A 23726-nucleotide genomic window follows, 5' to 3' on the forward strand; every position below is an offset into this window, starting at 1 on the left:
TTACATACATGATCGGAATAAATTACCCGTTTCATTTTTAGCCATTAAAGATAAGTTGCAATTAAAATGCATGATAAAAAATTAGCGGTAGTTTTTCGAACCAAATTTTTGCCTTATTCTGAAACGTTTATTGATGATGAATTACGCCAGCATCATTTGTATGACGTAATTGTGTTCACAAAAAAACATGTAAATAACAATCTTTTTTCAGGTCATAATGTAGTGTCGTTAAGTGAAACTAAACTTAAAAACAGGCTCATAGAATCTTTTTTATTCAATAATTGGCGCATTAGCTGGACTTTTGATCGTATTTTTAGAAAAAAAACAGTCGACATTATCCATGCTCACTTTGCTTATGGCGGTATTTTTATGATACCTTTTTCTAAAAGATATAATCTTCCTCTTGTCGTGACCCTACACGGGAAAGATGTAACCCTGTTGATAAGCGATGAGATCAAACAGGCAAAGTGGAAGCTGTATAGAAAAAACTACCCTCAGTTATTTGACACCGTGTCGTTGTTTTTAGCAGTTTCTCAAGAACTGAAAGATATTATGGTATCGGTCGGATGCCCAGACGACAAAGTCATATTACATAGACTCGGCATCGACTTGACGCAATTAACGCCAAGAGAACGCGATGTCTCTAAAATACATCAAGTTGTCATGATAGGAAGACTGGTCGAAAAAAAAGGTTTTGAGTTCGGCATACGGGCTTTTGCTAGTGTGGTTCATCGAGGCATTGACGCCCGATTACACATCATTGGCGAGGGTGAGCTGCGATCACATCTTGAAAAGGTCACACAAGATATGAATATTTCAGATAAAGTGTGTTTTGAAGGCACTTTGCCTCACGACCGTGTCATTGACTTTCTCAGGAATTCCAGCGTATTACTGGCACCGAGTGTTGTGGCGGCTAATCAGGATCGCGATGGAGGGTTAACTTCGGCAAAAGAAGCATCGGCATGTGCAATACCCGTAATCGGCTCTATACATGGTGGAATCCCTGATATCGTCGAAGATGGTGTGACCGGTTTTTTGGTGAAAGAAAAGGACGTTGACGCTCTAAGCGCACGTCTATTTACTCTGCTCAAGGATGAAAATTTACGAGCGGCTTTAGGCAAAAACGGCAGAAAGAAAATGGAAAACGAATACGATATTCGGAAGTGCAATGAGCAACTGGAAGCGATTTACGATTCACTAATAGCGAAAAATAATAAAAGAATGGATAATTCCGATGCCTGAAATCAAACAAATTATCACCCGTTCGATCGAAGCAAAATCCCTTTTGCTTTCAAACGACACTTTGATAAAGACGATTGAAGACGTCGTCACAACCCTAGTCCAGACATTTAGGATTGACGGCAAAGTTCTCTTCTGCGGGAATGGCGGCAGCGCGGCGGACGCGCAACATTTGGCGGCAGAATTGTCGGGCCGATTCTATCTTGACCGGAAACCCCTTTTTGCTGAAGCGCTGCATACGAATTCTTCCCACGTGACGGCAGTTGCCAATGATTATGGTTATGATGAGGTCTTTTCGAGACTCGTCACCGCGATGGGCAGGAAAGGCGATGTATTGATCGCCATTTCTACATCCGGCAATTCACAGAACATTATTAAAGCGATAGAAACGGCAAAAAAAGCAGAGATGCTAACAGTCGGGTTTACCGGAGAAAAAGGCGGAAAAATGAAGGATATGTGTACGTATTTGGTTAATGTGCCGTCCAATGACACGCCAAGAATTCAGGAATGTCATATCCTGGTCGGACATATTATTTGCGAGTTGGTTGAGAAGAAATTATTTCAAAAATAATCACTCTCCACATCTCAAGACATATCCACATATGCTCTTGACCCTTTTTTGGAATTTTCATACCGTTGTACAGCTACATTACCTGTTTTATTTGGAGTCGATATGAAAGTTATTATAGATGCGCGTTCACAATTTTCATTCGCGAAAATTTATAGTGTACAGTTGTTTGAGCGCATTCTGAAACAGCTTAATGAAATGAAGGCCGATGTCGATGTTTCCATTATACTTTCTCGCGACCGGAGCGCTCAGAATCTTCTGAGTAAGAGATTCTTAAAAAGATATAAAATCAAACATCAGTTCATTTCCAGCGATAGTCCAATTGAGGAGATCATTCGTTCGCATGAACGAAACGAAAAATCGATTATTTTTTTGGAAGGCAATGTTATTTATGATGAACGAATCCTGTCCGCTTTAATCGCCTCTGACAAAGCGACGGTTGTAAAAGACGGTCAACGTCATGTGCCTTTGGCCGTCCGCCTTGACGCAACACAAATCCGTGATATTTCTACTTCAACAGGCTCTATCCATGATTCATTAACGAAATTGACGGATTCCGGTCAACTCGAGCGGCTCGAAATTCAATCCATGCAAAATTATATTCGATTTTTGCGGCGCTCAGTTCCGCCTATGCTCGTAAAGTTGAATTCAGAAAACGAAATTCGCTCAATTGAGAACGCGATGTATGCGAATTCATTTAAGGGCACGATGGAATTTGTCGCTGTTTACGGCTATCGCATTCCGGTAAGAGAACTAACCCGTTTAACAGCAAAGACACCGATAACTCCTAACCTGGTAACTGCGGCCGCCCAGATCTGTTCTTTTGGCGCGATTCCATTTTTAGCGTACGGCTGGCTCTGGACCGGGCTTCTTTTGGCAGCAGGTTTTATCATTTTTGATTCTCTTGATGGAAAGTTAGCGCGTATGACGATACGGCTTAGTAAAGCGGCAGACAAGTTCGATCATTTAACCAGTGCCCCGACCCGAATGGGCTGGTATTTTGCCATAGGCTGGTATTTGTCCAATGGCAACCTTTCAAGCGAGATAATGCCGTTCGCGTTAGCGTATGCTGCTATGCCGGTGATTGATAAATTAACCGGAGCAATTTTCAACGCAAAATTCGGACGCTCGCCACTGGATTACACACCGCTGGACGGGAAGGTTCATCTTTTTACTGTGCGCAAGAATGATATTTTTCTCATGCTCATTGCAATGATCTTCGGCTTTATCCAAACGGCTTACATCGTCGCCGCCTGCTGGGCTGTATTGACCTGGATATGGCATCTGTACCGGCTTGTCTGGTTTTCTCTCTTTCCAATACATAAAACGGAACAAGAATGAAAGTTCTAATTGTAGCCATGAAGTTTTTTCCAGCGAGCGGCGGAAGCGCGTCGTACGCCTACAATATGGCTATCGGGCTTCACCGGCTTGGTTATGATATTACGGTTATGGCTCCGACCTATTCGCATCGAACAATGGATGACCGTTTATTTCCATTCAAAGTCAAACGATTGGTCTGGTCTGGTCCCCAATTCGGCATGTTCAGGCTTTTGTTTGCCGCTGTCCATCTTTTCGTTGTGTACCGCAAAAATAAACCGGATATCATCTGGACAACAAGCTTTGCCGGATGCCGGGTATTAGGGCTGCTAACAAACCTAAAAGCAAGATTTATCGGTACGGTTCACGGCGGAGGCATCCATCGCCGTTACCCGTCCAGGAAACTGTCAAATAAATTCGGCGACCGGCTTGGACTACGATTCATGAAAAGAGCCGATGCGATCGTCACCATCAGCGAAGAATCTAAGAAAATATTTGCGGCCAAACTTCCGTATGACATTATTCTCAACAAGCTCCGCCTTATTTATAACAGTATTGATTTTGACGAAAGTAAATTCGTTTCAAAATCTGCTGCTCTTGAAAAACTTCCACATTTGCAGACCAAACAAGTGATCCTTACGGTTGCGCGTCTGGTATCGGCCAAAGGCCATGACGTCGTGATTCGTGCGCTAAATATTCTCAAATTCAAACATCCCGATGCGGTGTATGTCATTGTCGGAGAAGGCGTCGAAAGGCCGTCTCTGGAAAGGCTCGTTAAGGACCTTCACCTTGAAGATCGGGTCATCTTTGCTGGATATGTTAACGATGAACAACTTGAAAGGTATTACGGGGTTTGTGATGTGTTTGTCATGGCGGGCAGATGGACGTCCAATTTTGTTGAAGGCTTTGGGCTGGTATATATTGAAGCCGGCGTCCGGGGCAAACCTGTGATCGGCACACGCGTCGGCGGAATTCCGGAAGCAATCGTTGAAAACAAAAGCGGTTTTGTCATTGAACCTGAAAATCCTGAAGCGCTTGCAGAAAAAATATCGCTGTTATTAACCGATGAATCCTTACGAAACGGCATGAGCCGTTTTGCGGTTCAATACGTCAAGGAAAGCTTCAGCAATGACGTAATGGCGAAACACAATGCGTCGCTTTTATCCGAGTTGTAAAACGATGAATTTTGACACCCATGTAATGCATCCTGAATTATGAACAATCTTGTGAAGCAATCCTTACGCATACTATTGGGCAGGGCAAGTGTGTCCAGCATCGGCCTGCTCTTTACCGTCTATTTTGCATACGAACTTCCGAAAAATCTTTTTGCGCTGATTGCTCTTTACAGTACTGCGGCAAGTTTCACGCAGGTTATGATTGACCTTGGACTTTCAGCAAAAATGGTTCGAGAAGCGCCGGCGCTTATAAAGGATGAGTCAAGATTTTCCGAAGTCGTGCGCAATGTGATCATGCCAAGCGTCATGTTACGTTTCTTTGCAGCCGGAATTACATGTATCGTCATGGTTATATTTCTTCAGTTGATGGAAGGATTATTATCGGCGGAATTTCCACAACTAAACGTCGAGTTTATTATTCTGCTGGCGCCTATCAGCATGATGTTCGAGAACGGAAATACCTCCCTGGCTTCTGTTTTCCAGGTCCAACGCCGATTCGGGACAGACTCTATTTTGACGTCCGGAGCCAACCTTTTAGAAATGATCTTTGCGACCATTTTGTACATAAATTTTGGTATGGATCAGTATTTCACAGGCGTTCTCGCGGCTCAGGCATCCCTGTTTTTCATTCGTTCTTATTTAATTCGTGATGTTCTCCGACACTTTGCGCTCAAAGACTTATCGCTCAAACAGGTCAAGTACATTCTCAAAGAGTATTGGCCTTATTATCTAAGGCGTTTTTTTCGATTTGGCCTGCTTCAGGGAGAGCAACTGCTTGTGGTCATCCTCTTGCCGCTGGCGCAGTTGGCCGATTTTAATTTAGCAAAACGGCTGTCTAAATATCTGAAATTTTATTCGGACGCCTTTTCCAACCCTTTGACAATCAAATTGGCCAGGACCAAAGATCTGATGATGCGGAAAAAACATGTTCGCACTTTCTTATTTTTTACCGTACCATTGCCCATCGCGCTGAGTTTACTGAGCCCATGGATCATGCAATTGGCCGGGGGCGATAAGTATGCCGACAGCTGGCCTATACTTGCTGTGTTGTACCTATCCTACGTGTTTTACGGTTATTCCAACCTGCAAATGTCTGTTGTTACCATTTTCGGCAAAGCCACAGAAGTGTTGTACCGCGATGCTATCGGAAGTATCGTCGGTTTTACCGCAACCCTGATTCTGATTTTATTATTTGGGCAATATGGATTGGCGTGGGGACAATTGATAGCCTATTTTACGCTATTCATTGCCGGTTATCATATTTCTAAAAAATATCTCGATGCCGAGGTTGAATCCGGTTCACAAAAAAACGAATCAGCGGAGGCGATAGTCCCGCCCGATCCGGAATGAATAACTTCACTCATTGGAGGGTTCTGTTATGAAGCTATTAAATCTCGCCAATACTATCACGATCATACGTATTGTTATATTGTACATTACCGTTTATCTGATCTACACCGGACAGATGATTTTTTTGATTGCAGCTGTAGGCTTGTCGATCCTGATCATTCTTTTGGACTGGTTGGACGGCATCGTCGCGCGCAGCCGCAACGAAGTCACCCAATTCGGCGGCGTACTGGATATAACAGGGGACCGAATTGTTGAAAACGTTTTCTGGATTGTATTTGCAGACCTCGAGATTATTCCTATGTGGATCCCGATCATTGTTATGTCTCGCGGATTTATGACGGATGCGATTCGTAGCCAGGCCTTGATGGAGGGAAAAACTGCTTTTGGAGAAAACACGATGATGACAAACCGCTTCGGAAAGTTTCTTGTTTCCGGCCGTTTTATGAGAGCCTTCTATGGCACAATCAAAGGAATCACTTTTCCCTATTTGATCTTGGTACTAATAGCACAAGAGAGACATCTTAGGGATGCTAACCTCCAGGATTATCTCTGGGTCTCGACTTATACAAAAAACGGCGGCCTCTTTTTGGCAATACTGACGACCGCGGTTAGTTTGTTGCGCGGCATTCCCGTTCTGGCCGAAGGGCGAAAACTCTTTGTGAAAGATGAAGCGTGAAGTTAGCCATATTTGATATTGACGGAACGATTACGCGCAGGTCATCGGAACGTTTTTTTATACAATTTTTATTGAGAAGAAAAAAACTGACGCGTCGACGGCTCATGACAACATTTTTCCTTTTTTTGCTTCGACATCCGATGCAGGCTTTTAACGGATTTAAACAAAACAAAATGTACCTCAGGAATCTCAAAGAACAAGAAGTGCGTTCCTTAGCGCTTGAATGTTTCGACAAACAAATCCAATTTGATATAAAGAATACTCTGCTGGAGGAAATCCGGCGGCGTAAATCAGAGGGTTATAAAATATTATTGTTAAGCGGCTCATTGCCCTGCCTGGTGGAGCCGATGGTTAAATTTGTCGGCGCCGACTTTATGATCTGTTCAGAATTGGAATTGTCCGACGGCAAATTTACAGGTAATATGACTACGCTCCACCCTTATGGACGAAACAAAAAAATATTATCGAAACTTTTCTGTAAAGAACACGGATTTGATCTTCAACATGCGTGCGCATACGCGAATGAATGGGCAGATCGTTTTTTGCTTGAAGCCGTTCAAGAATCTATAGCCGTTGACCCGGATAAGAAATTAAACCAATTATCAATAAAAAAAGATTGGAAAGTAATAAACACCTGATATGTCAAAAAGTTTCAAAGTTAAACAAGCTGCTTGGTTTAAGGATATTGAACAGGAGTTTTTTATACCGGATTCTTTTGAATTGGATATCATCGGACCAAATGATGCCCCTCCGATGTCTGAAGAAGCAATAGCCAATGCGATTCGTAAGCCTCTTGGACCTTCAATGACTGCGATGGCACAAGGCATGAAACGAATCGTTTTTGTCGTTGACGATCTCGGACGGCCTACGCCGGCTCACGACATTATTCCTAATTTGCTGGATCTACTATTCCAGACTGGCATAGAGAAAAAAAATATATCTTTTGTCATAGCGACCGGTTCACACAGGCAGTTGTCACAGACTGATCTTGAACTTAAACTTGGACAGGAAATCGTTGCATCGTACCCTGTAACTTCCCACGATGCATTTAATTCGCCGATGATACATCTAGGCGTTTTAGACAATGGTTTTCCGTGTATTGCCAACAAGGAAGTTGCTGAAGCAGATTTGATCGTTGGCATAGGTTGTGTAATACCCCACTCCTGTCATGGATTTGGCGGAGGCGCCAAGCTTTTCTGTCCTGGTATCGCTGGAATGGAAAGTATTGTGACCATGCATGGATTTACGCCCAAAAGGGGACGAGTGGTTGGGGATGTGCCTGAAAAAGAATGGGATATGCGTTCCGCCTCCGAAGCTTTTGTTCTACGTTTACCGCCCATATTTCTTGTGAATGTTGTGGTTAATTCGAAAAGGGAAATTTGCGCTTTATTTGCCGGCAGGTCAGATGAAGTTTTTCGCGCAGCCAGAAACATCGCGCAACAGGTGTATCGAACCGTCATTGACCGAGCCAAAGCTAAACAATATGATGTTGTATTCGTCAATATGTATCCTTTGGACTCAGATCCCGTTCAATCCGGTAAAAGCCCCTGGATAAAAAAGTTTTTTAAGAACGCTATCCCTATTCAGATAAATAGTTCCGCAGATGGAATTGACTACCATGGATGGAAATTACTGCGAAGAAGCCGCCTCTCTACGCTTATCATTCTTCTTATAGGAGAAGGACTGAGCTTAAAATTCATGCCCTCATTTTTCCGGCGTCCGGCGTCATGGTCACTTATTAAGAAAATGAGGGCTTATTGCGTCAAACGAATGCTTGAGAATCCCGGCGTCGATTATCCTACTTTTTTCAAAAACTTGAAAACCAAGGAAGTCCTTGTTGACGAACTGAACATGGCAGAACAACAAATACCATCGCTTCAAAAAAGTCCGTGGATCTATTCTGAGAATTATCCTCCACCGCAATTTCGAAAAAAATACCCAAGGGGCACTCTACTTCGGTCATGGGATTCCGTTATTATGGCAATCTCACATTATTTTCCTAATGCAAAAGTGGCAGTGGTAACCTGCGCGCCGGTGCAGATACCTGTATTGAAGGGAGATCATGAAGGCCCTCATTGACATCCGAGATCCGGCATCGGTCTTGACTCTGTTTGACATCAACTTAGCGGAACGTATCCTGAGGCAGTTGTGGGTGCGAGGTGTTAGGGAAGCTTGGATTTTAACGGATTCTAGACCGTTGTCATTAAAGGCAGAATTTGCGCATCGCTTTCCTATGACTGTCCGCACGATCCGCATCAATGAATCACTCTCCTCAGAACCGGCGGATTGGATTATCGTTGACGGCAACGGCATTTATGATGACCGCGTTTTGGACTCATTGGTAAATGCAACAGAAGATATACGTATTTTTGATTCACTTAAGAGACTCACTCCAATTGCATTAAAAGTGTACTATTCAGAAACGACGGATTTTATTTCGGATGTTTTTGAAAGAAGAAATGTGATTCCAACAGAAACACATTTGTCCGACATAAGGGCAATTGATAGCTATATACCGTTTCTGAGAAAATCTTACGTTCCAACGTTGCGATTTGTTGATGAACATGATAATCTTCGCGAAATTGAAAATGACTTGTTCGAAAAAACATTTAAATCCGGCCTGGAGTGGATCGCGATCTACGGATATAAAATTCCGGTACGTGAACTTACCCGATTCTTTGCAAATACTCCCGTTACGCCCAATCACATTACGGCAGTCGCAATGGTATGCAGATGGGTTTCGATACCGCTGCTCTTTATGAACTGGATTGGCTTGGGGTTATTATTAATTGTGTTTTTTATAATTTTGGATTCTCTGGACGGTAAACTCGCCCGTATGACATTTCGATTCAGCGACCATGCGGATTGGATTGATCACGGTTCGGTTTTACCGACACGGCTGGGGTGGTACGCCGGTTTGGGTTGGCATTATTCAGGCGGCGATTATACGTCACCGGTCGGTCTTATGACCTTAGCCACGTTCGTTTTTATTGTGCTGGATGATATCAACTGGGTAATCGCAAAACGATTATTTAGGCGAACCTTGTTTGACATTACCGACTTTGATTCGACAGTACATCTTTTCACACATCGCCGAAATGATATGTTCGTAATGTTGTTAGGATATTTTTTGGGGGTTGGTTTAAACAGCTTTGCGTTTATTTGTTTGTGGGTTTTCGGAACGTGGCTGTGGCATTCGTGTCGAATCATTTACGTAGTATCCTTTTTAGGTCTGCACAAAAAATGAATCTCGAATTACATTGTTGTGCGAGAGCCGGCTTGTTTTGATTAGGAGACTCTCATGAATATAGCATGCATCTTAGCGGACACGAACTACCCGCTTTTTGCAGACCGAACGGTTTATGGCCTCCGATTTGTTGAAAGGCTTCAGCGCCAATTTCGCGAATTTAAGTTTGACGAGGTGCTTTTTGTCAGTGATTTACCGAGTCCGACAGAAAATATGAAGTCCATAAACATTCCGGATTTAATCCGGTTTGCAAACAACTTAGACATTCAACAAGATATCCGTTTGTTTATGGTCATGTCTAATGTGATCATGGATGATCGTCTTATTAAATTCACTCGTGACCACAATGAAGATATTCAATTAACAGAGCAAGGCGGGTTTGTCAAATTATCAGGCTCCAATTTAAAATCATTTATTCATTATCTTTCTCAGGTCAAGGATATAAGTCAACTGATCGATTTTACAAAGAAACAAAAGGATCCTTATTCCATTAAGATTGTTACCCCGAACAATTTCGATTCGTATATAGAAGATCTGCGTCTCAACTTTGTCCCCTATTATTTTCAATATGAAAAAGATTCTGATTTAAGATCCATAGAAAATCAAATGTATGAAGCAAATTTCAAGGGAACTATGGATTTTATCGCCACCTACATTTATAAATACCCGGTAAGGGAAATCACACGTTTCTTAAGCCGTTACCCTTCTGTTAACCCAAACTATATCACATTTTTGAGTATACTAGCGTCATTCGCAGTTCCTTCACTGTTTGCTTTGGGCTACATGGGTTTAGCTGTCCTGACCGGGTGGTGCATGTTCATCTTCGATTCGGTTGACGGCAAACTCGCTCGACTAACCGTGCGTTTGAGCCGTACAGCAGGAATAATAGAGCATGCGACCAGCGCGCCGGCTATTTTTTTATGGTTTGCCGGATTAACATGGCATTTCGCTAACGGTCGGTTTTTCGCTTTTGATAACATCAACACGATCGCAGGCTGGACACTCATGACACTGTATTGGGTCGACAAAACCATGTGCGGAATTTTCAGAATAAAGTTCAAAAGAGAAATATATGACTTCGCAATCATCGACAAGACGTTCCATCTCATTGCATGTCGAAGAGCCATAATTTTGCTTATCGTCACTGTTGGCTACATTGCAGGTTTAACCGAATCATCCTTTCATTTCCTTGCCTTTTGGATGGTTTGTAGTTTTGTTTTTCATCTTCTGAGATTAATCTGGATCAGCGCGAGTCTATCCATATCCAATTCACATCAAACCTAAGATTGGCCTTTACATGAAAATGGATCAAATCAAAAATGCAGTCATCTTGGCGTCCAATACGCATCAGGGCAATTCCAGTTACGATACCGTGTACGGCGGGGAAACACTTCTAAACCGATGCCTTATTGCTATGTCAAAATCGGGAATAACAAGCGCCGTCGTTATAGCGCATCCCGGATGCAAAAATAAAATTGAAAAGACAATTGAAGCGGTTAAACACCGACTTATGTTGGATTATCGCGTTACTGAATTAAGCCAGAACCAAATTTTGTCCGAAAAGATCATGGAAGTTTCATCAAATTTGAACGGAGCTTTCCTGATGTACAAAACGGATAAGTTCATGCATCCGACGTTTTTCAAACAGGCCGTAACCGCAACCATCGCCGATAGGGCTGTCATTTTTGCTCATAAAAATGTGATAATAAAGGATAACGCGCTGCTTTTCGAACCCGCGTTCAAAGAAAAATTCAAGGTTATATTTTCTAATCCTGCCGGTTATAATAAAATTACGGTTGATCAAATTACGCCCGATGTATTTAAGTCAAACCCTGTCGAATTGACCGTCTCAAACAGACTACTTTCGTTTGCAGAGAGCGGCGACGGGGTGGTCAGCGCGGACGTGATTGCATGCAGCAGAAAACAGCTTGAATCTTTATCCGATTTTGGATCTATTGACGAGGCCGTGAAAGAACTGCTCAGAAAAAACAAGCTCGCGATGCAATTTGTTGCCGATGCATGGTGGATGCGCATTACGCCGGAAATTTCCAAATCGCACATTAAAGACTTAATATGGAAAATAGCATTTAAAGAAATAAGCGGTGAATTTTCAAAAGCGGTGAACTCTAAAATGTCCAAACCGCTTTCTTTTTATTTTGCACGAAAAGGAGTGACGCCTAATGTGCTCAGCAATGTACAACTTATTTTATTTCTGATCGCCTCAGGTTTTCTTCTTATTGACGCGCATTGGGCCATGATCGTTTTTGCAGTTCTTTGGCAGTTTTCCGCTGGCGTATTAGACCGTTGTGACGGCGAGGTCGCACGCATCCGCAATCACGAATCGGAAGCCGGCGGACGTTTTGATATGATCATTGACGACATGCGCAATGTTTTGCCTTTCACGTTTTTGGGCGGCCTCCTTTATTATCAAACTCAAAGTCCTCTATATGCTATTGCATTTGTACTGACATTTGTCTGGTTTATTGCTTTGACTCTCTATGAACAGGATTTCATGCGAAAGGCCGGATATACCAGCCGACAGGTCATGTATGTCGACTACAAAAAGCTGAAGGGCGAAAACAGCCACACCACGTCATTATTGACGAAATTTGTTCCGATCATAAGTGGGGATATCCGAACCTTTTATGTCTTTTTGCTTGCACTATTCGGACTCAAGGAATTCGTTTTTTGGGTTTTGCTTTTCATATTGGCATTCTTTCCAGTTACCTCTTTTGTTGGCATACTTAAATTCAAAAAGGAGTCTTTGAAAAAGTAAGATATTTTGTAGCAAATAATAGACGGGATGCAATTTTTTTCTTGCTTCAGTGGTGTATAGCCGCCACAGTAATCAATTCTAAACTCTTGTAATTATACGATCTCCTCTCCTCTATCCTGCCAACTCCTCGTGGCATGTTTGTTGTTGCTTATTTATGCGCACATCTTGGAGATACGGTTTGCAGACCGAAGTTAGTCATTTTGCAACTGAGAAGCCGGATAACGATACATTTTACTTATATTTATCAATTGCCTGGAGAAGATATTGCTAAACCAATCGCAAAGCAAAATCACAAAAGCAGTCCTATCTGCTTTCGATATAGAAAACAAATCCACACGTTATGATGCCGTCTATGGCGGCGAGACATTATTAAACCGAGCTTTAGTCGCATTATCAAAGTCCGGAATAAGCGAGGTTATTTTAATGGCTCATTTTGGCCACGGAAAACGTATGGAGTCGGCTATTGAAAACATTAGAAAAAGAATTAACCTCAACTACACCATTCTTGAATTAACTAAATCGGACGGATTTTTACAGAGACTCAAGCAAGTGGTCGCTCTTTGGGATGAGCCGTTTCTGATGTTCGAACTCAATTGCCTGTACCATGCATCCCTCTTCGAATCCATTCAAAGTTCAAACGCACAAGACGCGCTCTCGCCCGTATTGTTCTGTCACAAAAACGTGTCAGTAAGCCAAAGCGGCGTTTCCTATGACGCCGCCTTTATTGAAAAATACAAAGCTGTTTTTCAGTCTCATGATGAATTAACCAAAGTTGTTGTCAATAATAATCGTGCTGAATTTGCTAATATTTCCTCAAAAAAAAATAACCTCTCCAATAATCAAAACGAAAAAAAATATTTCAGCACTGACGTTATTTTATGTCGAAGGGAAAATATAGTTGCGTTGCCGTCTTCAAGCTCGATCAAAGACATACGGCATCACTTTGAAAAAAGCAACCTGTTGAGCGTCGCATGGGTTGATAATGCGTGGTGGTTAAAAATTCCTAAAAACCCTTCGAAGGATTTTGTAAAGAATTTTTTATGGAAAATCGCCTTTAAGGAAATCAGCGGAGAGTTTTCAAAAAAATACAATTCCATTTTATCTAAACCTTTGTCATTTGCATTTGCGCGATTAGGATTTACGCCAAACGTGATCAGTATTATCGCTTTTCTTTTTTTGATCGGGTCGTCTTTTCTCCTGCTAATCGACAACTATTGGATGCTGGTGCTTTCGGGCTTCTTGTGGCAGATGGCTGCTGTTTTGGATCGGTGCGACGGCGAAGTGGCGCGAATCAGAAGTTACGAATCAACTTTCGGGGCGCAATTCGATATTATTACAGATGATCTGGGTTATGCATTTCAGGCAATTTGTTTGACTGCGGTGTGTTATTCTGAAAGTCATAATGATTTGCTGATACTTATTGTTTTTTTATTAACCTTTTTATGGATTATTCAGGCAGTACTGTATGAAAAAAAATATATGCGCAAGGCAGGATACATTAGCCGCCAAGTAAAGCATAAAGATTTTCTTAGCCGGCTTGGAAATGATTCGGCTCTTATCCGAATATTCAAAAACATCGAAGTATTCGGTAGACGCGATTGGAGAGCCGTGCTTTATTTTATATTAACCTTCTCCGGCTCAAAGTTACTTATTTTCTGGATATTTATGGCCGTCGGATGGATAATGGGCGTTTTCTTATATATTCAAATTGGAATTCTTCGCAGGCCTTCTGCTGCTAAACAATCAACTATCTCGTGTCTTTTGTAAGTAGGAATCGCCAGCACCATGTTTCCAAATTAAATTGTGACAAGAAAAAACAGTGCCGGGACTTGCTTTTTTCATTTTTAATAATTAAGATACAAAAGTCTTAAATACTGTATCCAAAACGGTTAAGGACTCCTATCAATCTGACGGATCGTGGCACGCTTCTTGGACATGTGTATTCAGTATTGAGGTTAACCTGATTTTCCTTTGATTGTTTATTTGATAATCATTAAACGAACGTAGGAGAATGCTATGCAGAATCCTATCCCCCACCCCGTGTATGTTGGAATTGACGTCGGATCCATCAGCGTTAAGCTGGCCGCGGTTTCCGACGCAAATTTATCAATTCCTGAATCCCCGGAATTCCATTACTTTCAATCCTCGCCGCACACAATTATTATTTCCAAATACCGCAGGACGAATGGAGAAGCTTTGACGTCCGCATTAAAGCTTCTCGGACAATTCGTACAACTTGTTCCTCTCAACCGGATCGCCGGAATTCAGGTTACAGGCTCCGGTGGAAAGCAAATCAGCGAATATCTGCAGGCGCATTTTGAAAATGAATTCAGAGCGGTTGCTAAGGGCGTGGGTACTTTGTATCCGGGGGTGCGAACGATCTTCGAGATGGGCGGAGATAATTCCAAGTTTTTGCGGATCAATGCGACTAATCAAACCGGCGTTATCGGCATTGAAGATTACGAAAAAAACGGCGATTGCGCGGCCGGCACGGGATCATTCATGGACCAGCAGGCCAGCCGATTAAAATATGACATTGAAGACGTAGGTGATATCGTACTAAAAGCCGGAAAGGCTAGTACCATCGCCGGACGCTGCTCTGTTTTTGCAAAAAGCGACATGATTCATGCTCAACAAAAAGGCGAACAACCGCCTGAAATTCTGAAGGGCTTGTGCGAAGCCGTTGTCAGAAATTTCAAGAGCAGCGTAGTTCGGGGAAGAGCGGTTGTTCCAAAGGTTATTTTCATCGGCGGTGTTTCGGCCAACAAAGGCGTCGTTCAAGCGATGAAGTCGCTGTTCGAAATTCAAGACGAAAATTTTATAACCAGCGATTGTTATGCATGGTGCGGAGCGATCGGTTCCGCGCTCTTGTCAAAAGAATCCAAAGCGTATAAGGATTATAGTTATCTGGAATCGAAACTCTTCGGCAATTTGTTCGACCAGAAATCCAAGTTTGCTTCCGCTCAGCCTCTGAACACAAAAGACGTTATTTTTCTGCGCGACCGCGTTAAGCCGTATTCTTTTGACGAAAAAACGTTACCGGTTAAGGCTTATCTCGGAATCGATATCGGATCCGTCAGCACCAATCTCGTGGTCATTGACGAAGACAATAATATCATCAAAGAGATCTATGTTTATACCCAAGCACGCCCGATCGAAATCGTTAATCAAGGCCTAAAGGATATTCACAGCGAATTGGGAGATCGGATATCTGTTGCAGGTATTGGCACGACGGGTTCCGGGCGTGAATTGATCGGCGAACTCATCGGCGCCGATACGATCAAAGACGAGATCACGGCGCACAAAACCGGCGCGATGTACATCAGCGAAAAACTAATTCAGGCGAAAGTCGATACTATTTTTGAAATCGGCGGGCAGGATTCAAAATTTATCAGCATTCAGGATAACATTGTGGTTGATTTTGCAATGAATGAAGCGTGTGCGGCCGGAACCGGTTCTTTTCTTGAGGAACAGGCAGAAAAACTTGGTATTAACATTAAAGGCGAATTTTCTAAACTGGCTTTGAGTTCACCCAGTCCGATCAAACTCGGAGAACGTTGCACGGTGTTTATGGAAAAGGATATTAATTCATTTCTCCAGATCGGAGCAAGCAAACAGGATATTGTTGCGGGATTAGCTTACTCTATCGTTCTAAATTACCTCAACCGTGTTGTACGCTCCCGAAAAATCGGGGACACGATCTATTTTCAAGGCGGCACGGCCTACAACGATTCCGTTGCCGCAGCGTTTTCTATTGTTCTGGGCAAAAAAATTATTGTTCCGCCTCACAACGGAGTAGTCGGCGCGATCGGCGCGGCTATCCTCGCTAAAGAAAAGGTGAACGCATCCAAAATGATCACCAAATTCCGAGGCTGGAGTTTGGACTCGGTTGACTATACCGTCCGTCATTTCACCTGCCGTGCCTGCTCTAATTTCTGTGATATGCAGGAAGTTAAAGTAGACTCGGAAAAAACATTCTGGGGCGACAAGTGCTCTGACAAATTCAGAAAGAAAGCCAAGGTGGACAAAAAACCGGTAATACCAAATCTTTCTGATATTCGCGAGCAAATTTTAATGGAGACCTTTGTTCCAGAACGGAACCGAGGTTGTATAAAAATCGGTATGCCGCGGAGTATGCATTTTTATGAAAAGTTTCCATTCTGGAATACTTATTTTTCGCAGATTGGATTTCAAGTTGTTTTGTCGGAACCAACAAACAAGGAGATCATTAACGCGGGAGTTGAAACAAGCGTGGCCGAACCTTGTTTCCCGATCAAAGTTGCATACGGCCACTTCAAAGATCTTTTGGACAAGAATTGCGACTACTTCTTTCAGCCCAATGTCATTGATGCGGAAACAAAATTCATGAATGTGAATTCACACCACTGCCCGTGGACGCAGACTTTGCCGTTTGTAATCCTCGGATCATCTCTGGGTGACGGCAACGAGGACAAAATACTTAGGCCGACAATTCACTTCAGGGATGGAAAAACGAAGGTTTCAAAAGAATTATTCGATTACTTAAGAAAACTGAAAATCAGCAAAGCCGTACATGAACGCGCAATAACTCTCGCTTATGAGGCACAGCATCATTTTCATCAGACACTGTACGACCTGGGACATCGGGCTTTGCAAACGCTTGAGGAATCAAATGAAATGGCCGTAATCCTCGTTGGCCGCGCTTACAATGTGAATGACCGGAGTATGAACCTGAACATTCCAAATAAACTTCGTGAATATTACGGAGTGAATGTCATTCCGATGGACATGATCGATTGCAGCCTGATCGATATTTCCGAAATCAACCCTAATATGTATTGGAATTCAGGGAGAAAAATTTTGCAGATCTCCAAGTTTATAAGAGGCAAACCGAATCTGCATCTAATCTATATTACCAATTTTAAATGCGGCCCGGATTCTTATATCAAACATTTTGTTGTCGAAGCGTCACAAAAACCTTTCCTGACGCTGCAATTAGACGGCCACGCTAACGACGCCGGGGTTGTTACACGGTGTGAGGCTTATCTCGACAGCAAATCGTTCTTCAAGGCAGATCGGCCTATTTCCTATAATTTCGAAATGGAGAAATGCGATGTTTGTTAATTGCTCGATTTATACCAACAACCGCTAAACCCGGAGATGTTATTATGACGGAAAACAATACATCCCTGAAAGGGAAGACCGTTTACATACCGCGCATGAGTTATGAAGGTGCGAGAGCGATGGCGGCAGCCTTGCAGGCCATTGGAATTGAAGCAGAACCGGTACCGCCCTCGGATCATACGACCCTGGCGCTGGGCAAAAAATTTTCGTCAGGCGATGAATGCCATCCACAGACCGTAACGCTCGGGGGCTTCTTAAAATTACTTGAAAAACCCGGGTTCAATCCGAAAAAAGCAGCTTTTCTCATGCCCATGGCCGGCGGGCCTTGCCGTTTCGGCCAGTATTCTGTTTACGTTAAAAAAATCTTGAATCAACTTGGATTTCCGGAGATATTGGTTTTTTCACCGACGGGGGAAAATAGTTACGACGGTTTTGGTAAAGAGGGAAAAGGCTTTGCACGAATTGCGTGGCGTTCCGTTGTCGCCTCGGATATTCTTCGCAAATTGCTTCTCAAAACACGGCCGTATGAACTAACGCCCGGTACCACCGATGCCGTATTCCTTCAATCGCTTGATTTAGTCTGCGACGCCCTTGCAAGAAGAACGTCCAAAGCAAAAGAACACATGGAAAATTTAATTCAAACCCTCATAATCACACGGGACCGTTTTCGTCAAATTCCATGTCGCTATGATGCAACCCGACCGCTGATCGGCGTAGTCGGAGAAATTTATTGCCGCCTCGACGATTTTGCAAACGAAGAGGTATTACGTGTGATCGAAGCTCAGGGCGGCGAAGCCTGGATGGCAGATATTTCCGAATGGATCTGGTACACGAATTTCAGGCAAATGAGCGTCATCCGGGATAAAGGAAAAAGATTTTCAAAGATGATGCTCGCGGCGAAGATCAAGAATTTTGTGCAGCATCGCGATGAACATGCAATGCTCGGCCTGTTTCGGGAAGACTTCAAAGGCTATGAAGAACCTCATCATGTAAAGCAGGTTTTGGACAAGAGTCTGCCGTATCTACCTCATTACGGGGCGCTCGGAGAAATGACCGTGAGTTCCGGCAAAGCCATGTATCTTTACGAGAAAGGTATCGATGGTATAGTAGATGTGAGTCCTTTTACGTGCATGAATGGGATCGTATGCGAAGCGATTTATCCAAAGATAAGCCGGGAACACGATAATATTCCGATGAAAGTGTTTTATTTCGACGGCACGCGATCCGATTGGGATCGAGATATCGGTATTTTTATTGAATTAGCAAGAAATTATCAGCAGAAAAAAATTAAACAACGCGTTTATCCAAATTATTTTTTGACTAAACAGGAAAAATCAGCTACTTTAGCCGAAGCCTGATCCGAATTTTAATTATCGTTTGGAGTTACAGTTCCATGATGCAATTTATGAAAATATTTTTAGCCGTCGTTTTACCGGTGACACTATTAATCGCAGGTTCACACGATGATGCCGTATCGAGAATCGAAACCTACACAACTTCCGGCGCCGAAAATACGATCGTGATAGAAGATTTCTCGACATCAACAACGGGTCAATTTCCCAAAGGCTGGGGATGGCTGGATGGAACCCGCGTGAAAAAGATCGGCGAAGCAAAGGCAGGAGAAGTTCCCTACACGGTTCTGGAAGAAGGTGGAAATAAATACCTTCACGCCGATGATACCGGACAAGCCATTACTATCGTCAGCGACAAGAAATGGAACGTGAAGAAATATCCCTGTCTCAGCTGGCGCTGGAGAGTAAAACAATTTCCAACCGGAGCAAATGAAAAAACCGGCGGTAAAAAGGACAGTCCGGCGAGCATTTATATTACATATTACGTCAATTTTTTGGGTATACCAAAAAGCGTTAAATATATCTGGAGTAACGAACTTGATCCCTGTGATATTTTCAGGAATGAAGGAACGGGCAAAGCCACTCAAATAGTTATTGAATCCGGCATGTCTAAAAAAGGCGTGTGGATTACAGAGACGATCAACATTTATGATTTATATAAAAAGGCCTTTGGCGAAAAACCACCGGATGAAATTGCGGGCATTGCGATTCGAACCGATGCAGATCATACTGATAGCCGCGCCATTGCAGATTACGACGATATCGTAGCGTTATCGGATTGTGACGGAAAATGTAAGTGATCATGTTAAGAATCACAGTCCGATTAAATAAATTTAAAATGTTAAAAGACTTTACAATATTTTTTCTGTTGTGCTACGTGTTCCTCTTGGTCAGCTGCACTTCGATTCCGCTCACTTCAACAGAAGATATCCGTGAGTTTAACAAAGCTTCTAAGAAATACAAGAATGGAATTATATATTTTCGTGATTCAACATATGCAACAGCCTCAACGATTGAAATTGATGGCCGAATGATATATTGGGTTGACCGTGAAACAAAAAAATCCCAGGAAGATTTGCTACGTGAGGTTCAGTATATAAAGTATTATGACCGCAATATGGGTGCCGGGATAGGCGGTCTTCTCGGCGCAACGGGTGTTTACCTATATTTACATTCATCTTTAAAACATGAAGATAACAATATTGTATATTCCATTTTTCAAGCTCAATTCTTGTTTGCTATAACTGTTTCTCTTGCCGTTGGCGGAGCTGCCGGAGGTATTCTCGGCTATATCGTAGGCGTGCCGGTTACGTTTGAAATTATCTACACTGGCCGCTAGAACGGACGCGGATCACTATACAATCTATCAAAAATAAAAATTAGTAATCAACTACAATAGCTACTTCGTCGTAATCGTAACCCGTCCCCGCCCGATAATAGAGTGTAGCTTCTTGAAAAAATCATTATTGGGCGTTACACGGAATTTATTGACTTTATATTTTGCCGTAAGATTTTCTTCAGGAATTTCGACCAACAATTGCAGTTCACACGTGTTTTCGTTTTTGTCTTTTCCCGGCTTCTGATTCGTCTTGCATACTTCCGATAATTTATCCAAAACGCCGTTCTGCAACTGTTCCGGCGAGAGTTGGATTACAATTCTATTAGTGAACCTCTCCAGCGCGTCTTCCATCGTCATCATATTTTCCGCGATAATGTTAAGCGATTCATTACGATGAGATGCTTTACCGATTACCATCACCACATTTTCTTTTTTTATTTTGTCAGCACAGTCCTTCATCACGCTTGAAAAAACTACCGCCTCCATTGTTCCGCCGAATCCTTCCAGTTTTACGAACGCCATCGGATTCCCTTTTTTGTCAAATATCTGCCTGACATCAGCGATCATGCCTCCAACACGTATCTCTGAACCCTCCTGTACCGGCACTCCATCACCGATCCGGAAAGTGCTGAAAGCGTCCATTTCAAAACGGTATTTATCCAACGGATGGCCGGATGCATAAAATCCGAGCAGTTCTTTTTCTTTGGCGAGTTCCTCTGCATGCGTCCACCGCGGCGTGTCGGGCAGAACAAAAATACTCGAGTCCGAAAGTTTTTCCGATACCGATAAATTTCCGAAAATGTCCACTTGATCGGAATTTGCCTGCGTCTGTTTTTTTGAACCGTAGTTCAGCGCTTTCTCGATTACTCCAAATAGCTGCGCACGATGCCCCTGCATCGAACCGCATGCTCCGGACATAACGAGGCTTTCCAATACTTTTTTATTAACAAGGCGCAGATCGGTGAATTCACACAAATCAAATATTGTTTTAAATTTTCCGTGCTCTTGCCGCGCCCGAATGATCGACTCGATCGCGCTAAGGCCGACGTTTTTCACAGCGCCCAGGCCGAACCGGATCGTGTTATTCTTTACGGAAAATTCTGCAACGCTTTCATTCACATCCGGAGGTAATACGTCAATTCCAATATCACGGCAGGCATTGATCAGAACGGAGATTCGGTCAGTATTGGCCATTTCACTCGACAATACCGCCGCCATAAATTCAGCAGGATAATGCGCCTTCAAATACGCCGTTTCATAAGCAAGGATAGAATACGCAGCCGAGTGAGACTTATTAAAAGCATAATTGGAAAAAGGAATTAGAAGTTCAAAAATCTGCTCCGCCAATACCTTAGTATATCCGCGCTCCGTTGCGCCGCTGACCCATTCGGGCCTGATCTTTTCCAGTTCGTCCGGTTTTTTCTTCGACATGATTCGTCGGACAACATCAGCTCTGCCGAGTGAAAAGCCGGCTAGAATCTGAGCCACCTGCATCACCTGTTCCTGATACACGATCACGCCGTACGTGCTTTGCAGAATGGGCTCCAAATTCGGATGAAAACAGTCTATGGGTAATTTGCCGTTCTTACGCGCGATAAACGTCTCGATAAATTCCATCGGGCCGGGACGATACAGGGCATTCATTGCGATCAAATCGTCTATGCAAGTTGGCTTCAACTTCTTCATGTATTCCGTCATGCCCTGCGATTCAAACTGAAAAATACCGACCGTTTCACCGCGCCAGAAAAGTTGAAATGTTTTTTCATCATCCATCGGTATCTTATTAAGGTCAATATCGACGTTGTAGTTGTTCTTAATATGGCGCAGCGAATCATCGAGAATGCTCAGGGTCGTCAGTCCGAGAAAATCCATTTTAAGCAAGCCGATCTTCTCGACCCAATCCTTGTCAAATTGTGTGGAAATTTCGTCCTTTGCCGATTTATACACGGGCACAAATTTTTTGATCGAGTCCGGTGTGATCACTACTCCCGCCGCGTGAATACCGGGCTGGCGAACTAACCCTTCCAGCGTCTGTGAGTATTCAATCAATTGACGCATACGTTCATTGTCGTTTTTCTCCAGCGCCTTCAATTCCGGTACTTCATCAATGGCTTCTTTCAGGGTGATATCGAGTTTTCGAGGAATAAGTTTAGCGATACGGTCGGCGTCGGAAAGCGGAATCGTAAGCGCCCGGGCCACGTCGCGAATAACAGCCCTCGCCTTCATAGAACCAAACGTAATGATCTGCGCAACGTTGTCCTTTCCGTATTTATCAATCACATATTCAATTACTTTACTCCGGTTTTTATCATCAAAATCGATATCAATATCCGGCATGGATATTCGTTCCGGATTGAGGAATCGTTCGAAAAGAAGGCTGTATTTAAGCGGATCTACATCGGTAATTCCGATGGCATATGATACGAGGCTGCCGGCTGCGGAACCGCGTCCCGGGCCAACCGACACACCCATTTTTTTGGCGGAATTGATCAGATCTTCAACCACCAAAAAATAACCCGGGAAACCCATTTTTGCAATCATATCCAATTCGTACTCAAGTCGCTGCATCATTTCCGGCGTAGTCTCTTCACCCATTTTTCTTTTCATTCCCTCATGAGCGAGAAATTTCAGGTATGCATTCTCATCTTGAAAACCTTCCGGCAGGCCGAATTGAGGCAATCTGGATTTACCGAACTCCATTTTGAAATCGCATTTCTCGGCAATAGCGAGCGTGTTCTCAATCGCGGCGGGAACGTCCTTGAACAAGTTTTTCATTTCGTCGGACGATCGGAAATAGAATGTATCGCCCGGATATTTTGGCCGCGTAACATCGGTAATGGTTTTTCCGGATTGAATGCACAACAGAACATCGTAAGCGCCCGCATGAGACGCCTCCATATAGTGAATGTCGTTGGTCGCGATAACGGGAATATTCAATTCTTTCGAGATTCGCATGATACCTTCGTTAACCGTCGTGTCCACCGATAAGCCATGCCGCTGCATTTCGAGATAAAATTCGCCGTTGAATATTTCCAGATATTCCTGCGCAATGGCTTTCGCCTCTTCATACTTTCCGTGCATCAGGCGCTGCGGGATCTCTCCCTTGAGACAAGCCGACGTGCCGATCAATCCGCCGGCATGTTGCCGGATCAATGCTTTATCAATGCGGGGTTTATAATAAAATCCGTCAAGATAACCTTGCGACGCGAGAAACATCAGGTTATTATAACCTTCCTGATTTTTGGCGATCAATACAACATGGTAGATCAGCTTGCTCTTTTCAAGACGATTGGGCGCAAGATAGGCTTCCATTCCGATGATAGGCTTTATATTCGCGGATTTGGCCTTACTGTAAAATTCCGCCGCGCCGAACATGTTGCCGTAATCGGTTATGGCCAGCGCCGGCATTTTGTGATTCACAGCGGCTTCCACCAGATCATCAACTTTGCATATGCTGTCTAAGAGACTGTAATCGGTATGATTATGAAGGTGTACAAAATCGGACATGAGTGTTCTATGCGCTTAAATGATGAATCAAATTAAGCGCATAGAACACTCATGTCCGATTTTGTACACCTTCATAA

Annotated in this window: 17 protein-coding genes; 16 read left to right on the forward strand and 1 reads right to left on the reverse strand. The window is 43.2% G+C overall.

Annotated elements, in window-relative coordinates:
- Positions 1-66: 66 nt before the first annotated feature.
- From F9K33_14835 to F9K33_14910, 16 genes are all read left to right on the forward strand, one after another.
- Positions 67-1242 (forward strand): glycosyltransferase, encoded by a 1176-nt coding sequence (locus tag F9K33_14835; protein ID KAB2877962.1) that lies wholly within the window; start codon positions 67-69, stop codon positions 1240-1242.
- Positions 1235-1810, forward strand: a complete 576-nt coding sequence (gene gmhA, locus F9K33_14840) for a D-sedoheptulose 7-phosphate isomerase (protein KAB2877963.1) — start codon at positions 1235-1237, stop codon at positions 1808-1810. The genes F9K33_14835 and gmhA overlap by 8 nt, the downstream gene beginning before the upstream one ends.
- A 102-nt stretch (positions 1811-1912) precedes the next feature.
- Positions 1913-3148, forward strand: coding sequence for a CDP-alcohol phosphatidyltransferase family protein (locus F9K33_14845; GenBank protein KAB2877964.1), 1236 nt, complete (start codon positions 1913-1915; stop codon positions 3146-3148).
- Positions 3145-4299 (forward strand): glycosyltransferase family 4 protein, encoded by a 1155-nt coding sequence (locus F9K33_14850; GenBank protein ID KAB2877965.1) that lies wholly within the window; start codon positions 3145-3147, stop codon positions 4297-4299. The genes F9K33_14845 and F9K33_14850 overlap by 4 nt, the downstream gene beginning before the upstream one ends.
- Before the next feature lie 39 nt (positions 4300-4338).
- Complete coding sequence (locus tag F9K33_14855; GenBank protein ID KAB2877966.1) at positions 4339-5649, forward strand: oligosaccharide flippase family protein; 1311 nt, start codon at positions 4339-4341, stop codon at positions 5647-5649.
- Positions 5650-5677: 28 nt separating this feature from the next.
- Positions 5678-6325, forward strand: a complete 648-nt coding sequence (locus tag F9K33_14860; GenBank protein ID KAB2877967.1) for a CDP-alcohol phosphatidyltransferase family protein — start codon at positions 5678-5680, stop codon at positions 6323-6325.
- Positions 6322-6963, forward strand: a complete 642-nt coding sequence (locus F9K33_14865) for an HAD-IB family hydrolase (GenBank protein KAB2877968.1) — start codon at positions 6322-6324, stop codon at positions 6961-6963. Before F9K33_14860 ends, F9K33_14865 begins: the two co-directional genes overlap by 4 nt.
- A gap of 1 nt (position 6964) precedes the next feature.
- Positions 6965-8404: a DUF2088 domain-containing protein gene (locus tag F9K33_14870; GenBank protein ID KAB2877969.1), complete on the forward strand. Its 1440-nt coding sequence runs from the start codon at positions 6965-6967 to the stop codon at positions 8402-8404.
- Positions 8388-9572: a CDP-alcohol phosphatidyltransferase family protein gene (locus F9K33_14875; GenBank protein KAB2877970.1), complete on the forward strand. Its 1185-nt coding sequence runs from the start codon at positions 8388-8390 to the stop codon at positions 9570-9572. Before F9K33_14870 ends, F9K33_14875 begins: the two co-directional genes overlap by 17 nt.
- Before the next feature lie 54 nt (positions 9573-9626).
- Positions 9627-10856: a CDP-alcohol phosphatidyltransferase family protein gene (locus F9K33_14880; protein KAB2877971.1), complete on the forward strand. Its 1230-nt coding sequence runs from the start codon at positions 9627-9629 to the stop codon at positions 10854-10856.
- A gap of 13 nt (positions 10857-10869) precedes the next feature.
- Entirely contained in the window at positions 10870-12348 is a 1479-nt protein-coding gene (locus tag F9K33_14885) for a CDP-alcohol phosphatidyltransferase family protein (GenBank protein KAB2877972.1), read from the forward strand.
- 264 nt (positions 12349-12612) lie between these two features.
- Positions 12613-14115 (forward strand): CDP-alcohol phosphatidyltransferase family protein, encoded by a 1503-nt coding sequence (locus F9K33_14890; protein ID KAB2877973.1) that lies wholly within the window; start codon positions 12613-12615, stop codon positions 14113-14115.
- Between the two features lie 249 nt (positions 14116-14364).
- Positions 14365-17451 carry a hypothetical protein gene (locus tag F9K33_14895; protein ID KAB2877974.1) on the forward strand — a complete coding sequence of 1029 codons (3087 nt, stop codon included), beginning with the start codon at positions 14365-14367 and terminating at the stop codon, positions 17449-17451.
- Between the two features lie 44 nt (positions 17452-17495).
- The gene (locus tag F9K33_14900; GenBank protein ID KAB2877975.1) at positions 17496-18809 is read left to right on the forward strand and encodes a hypothetical protein; all 1314 of its coding nucleotides are present in this window, start codon (positions 17496-17498) and stop codon (positions 18807-18809) included.
- A 35-nt stretch (positions 18810-18844) separates the two neighbouring features.
- A complete protein-coding gene (locus F9K33_14905) occupies positions 18845-19603 on the forward strand; it encodes a DUF3047 domain-containing protein (GenBank protein KAB2877976.1) in 759 nt (252 codons plus the stop codon).
- Between the two features lie 38 nt (positions 19604-19641).
- Entirely contained in the window at positions 19642-20142 is a 501-nt protein-coding gene (locus F9K33_14910) for a hypothetical protein (protein KAB2877977.1), read from the forward strand.
- A gap of 60 nt (positions 20143-20202) precedes the next feature.
- On the opposite strand, the gene dnaE is transcribed toward F9K33_14910, so the two are convergent.
- The gene (gene dnaE, locus F9K33_14915) at positions 20203-23649 is read right to left on the reverse strand and encodes a DNA polymerase III subunit alpha (GenBank protein KAB2877978.1); all 3447 of its coding nucleotides are present in this window, start codon (positions 23647-23649) and stop codon (positions 20203-20205) included.
- Positions 23650-23726 lie beyond the last annotated feature (77 nt).

This window comes from bacterium, from assembly GCA_008933615.1.
Lineage (GTDB): Bacteria > CLD3 > CLD3 > SB21 > SB21 > SB21.

What these genes read in the sequence shown, in the direction of transcription:
- F9K33_14835 (KAB2877962.1), top strand. Translation starts at nt 67, where the DNA reads ATGCATGATAAAAAATTAGCGGTAGTTTTTCGAACCAAATTTTTGCCT.
- gmhA (KAB2877963.1), top strand. Translation starts at nt 1,235, where the DNA reads ATGCCTGAAATCAAACAAATTATCACCCGTTCGATCGAAGCAAAATCC.
- F9K33_14845 (KAB2877964.1), top strand. Translation starts at nt 1,913, where the DNA reads ATGAAAGTTATTATAGATGCGCGTTCACAATTTTCATTCGCGAAAATT.
- F9K33_14850 (KAB2877965.1), top strand. Translation starts at nt 3,145, where the DNA reads ATGAAAGTTCTAATTGTAGCCATGAAGTTTTTTCCAGCGAGCGGCGGA.
- F9K33_14855 (KAB2877966.1), top strand. Translation starts at nt 4,339, where the DNA reads ATGAACAATCTTGTGAAGCAATCCTTACGCATACTATTGGGCAGGGCA.
- F9K33_14860 (KAB2877967.1), top strand. Translation starts at nt 5,678, where the DNA reads ATGAAGCTATTAAATCTCGCCAATACTATCACGATCATACGTATTGTT.
- F9K33_14870 (KAB2877969.1), top strand. Translation starts at nt 6,965, where the DNA reads ATGTCAAAAAGTTTCAAAGTTAAACAAGCTGCTTGGTTTAAGGATATT.
- F9K33_14875 (KAB2877970.1), top strand. Translation starts at nt 8,388, where the DNA reads ATGAAGGCCCTCATTGACATCCGAGATCCGGCATCGGTCTTGACTCTG.
- F9K33_14880 (KAB2877971.1), top strand. Translation starts at nt 9,627, where the DNA reads ATGAATATAGCATGCATCTTAGCGGACACGAACTACCCGCTTTTTGCA.
- F9K33_14885 (KAB2877972.1), top strand. Translation starts at nt 10,870, where the DNA reads ATGAAAATGGATCAAATCAAAAATGCAGTCATCTTGGCGTCCAATACG.
- F9K33_14895 (KAB2877974.1), top strand. Translation starts at nt 14,365, where the DNA reads ATGCAGAATCCTATCCCCCACCCCGTGTATGTTGGAATTGACGTCGGA.
- F9K33_14900 (KAB2877975.1), top strand. Translation starts at nt 17,496, where the DNA reads ATGACGGAAAACAATACATCCCTGAAAGGGAAGACCGTTTACATACCG.
- F9K33_14905 (KAB2877976.1), top strand. Translation starts at nt 18,845, where the DNA reads ATGATGCAATTTATGAAAATATTTTTAGCCGTCGTTTTACCGGTGACA.
- F9K33_14910 (KAB2877977.1), top strand. Translation starts at nt 19,642, where the DNA reads ATGTTAAAAGACTTTACAATATTTTTTCTGTTGTGCTACGTGTTCCTC.
- dnaE (KAB2877978.1), bottom strand. Translation starts at nt 23,649, where the DNA reads ATGTCCGATTTTGTACACCTTCATAATCATACCGATTACAGTCTCTTA.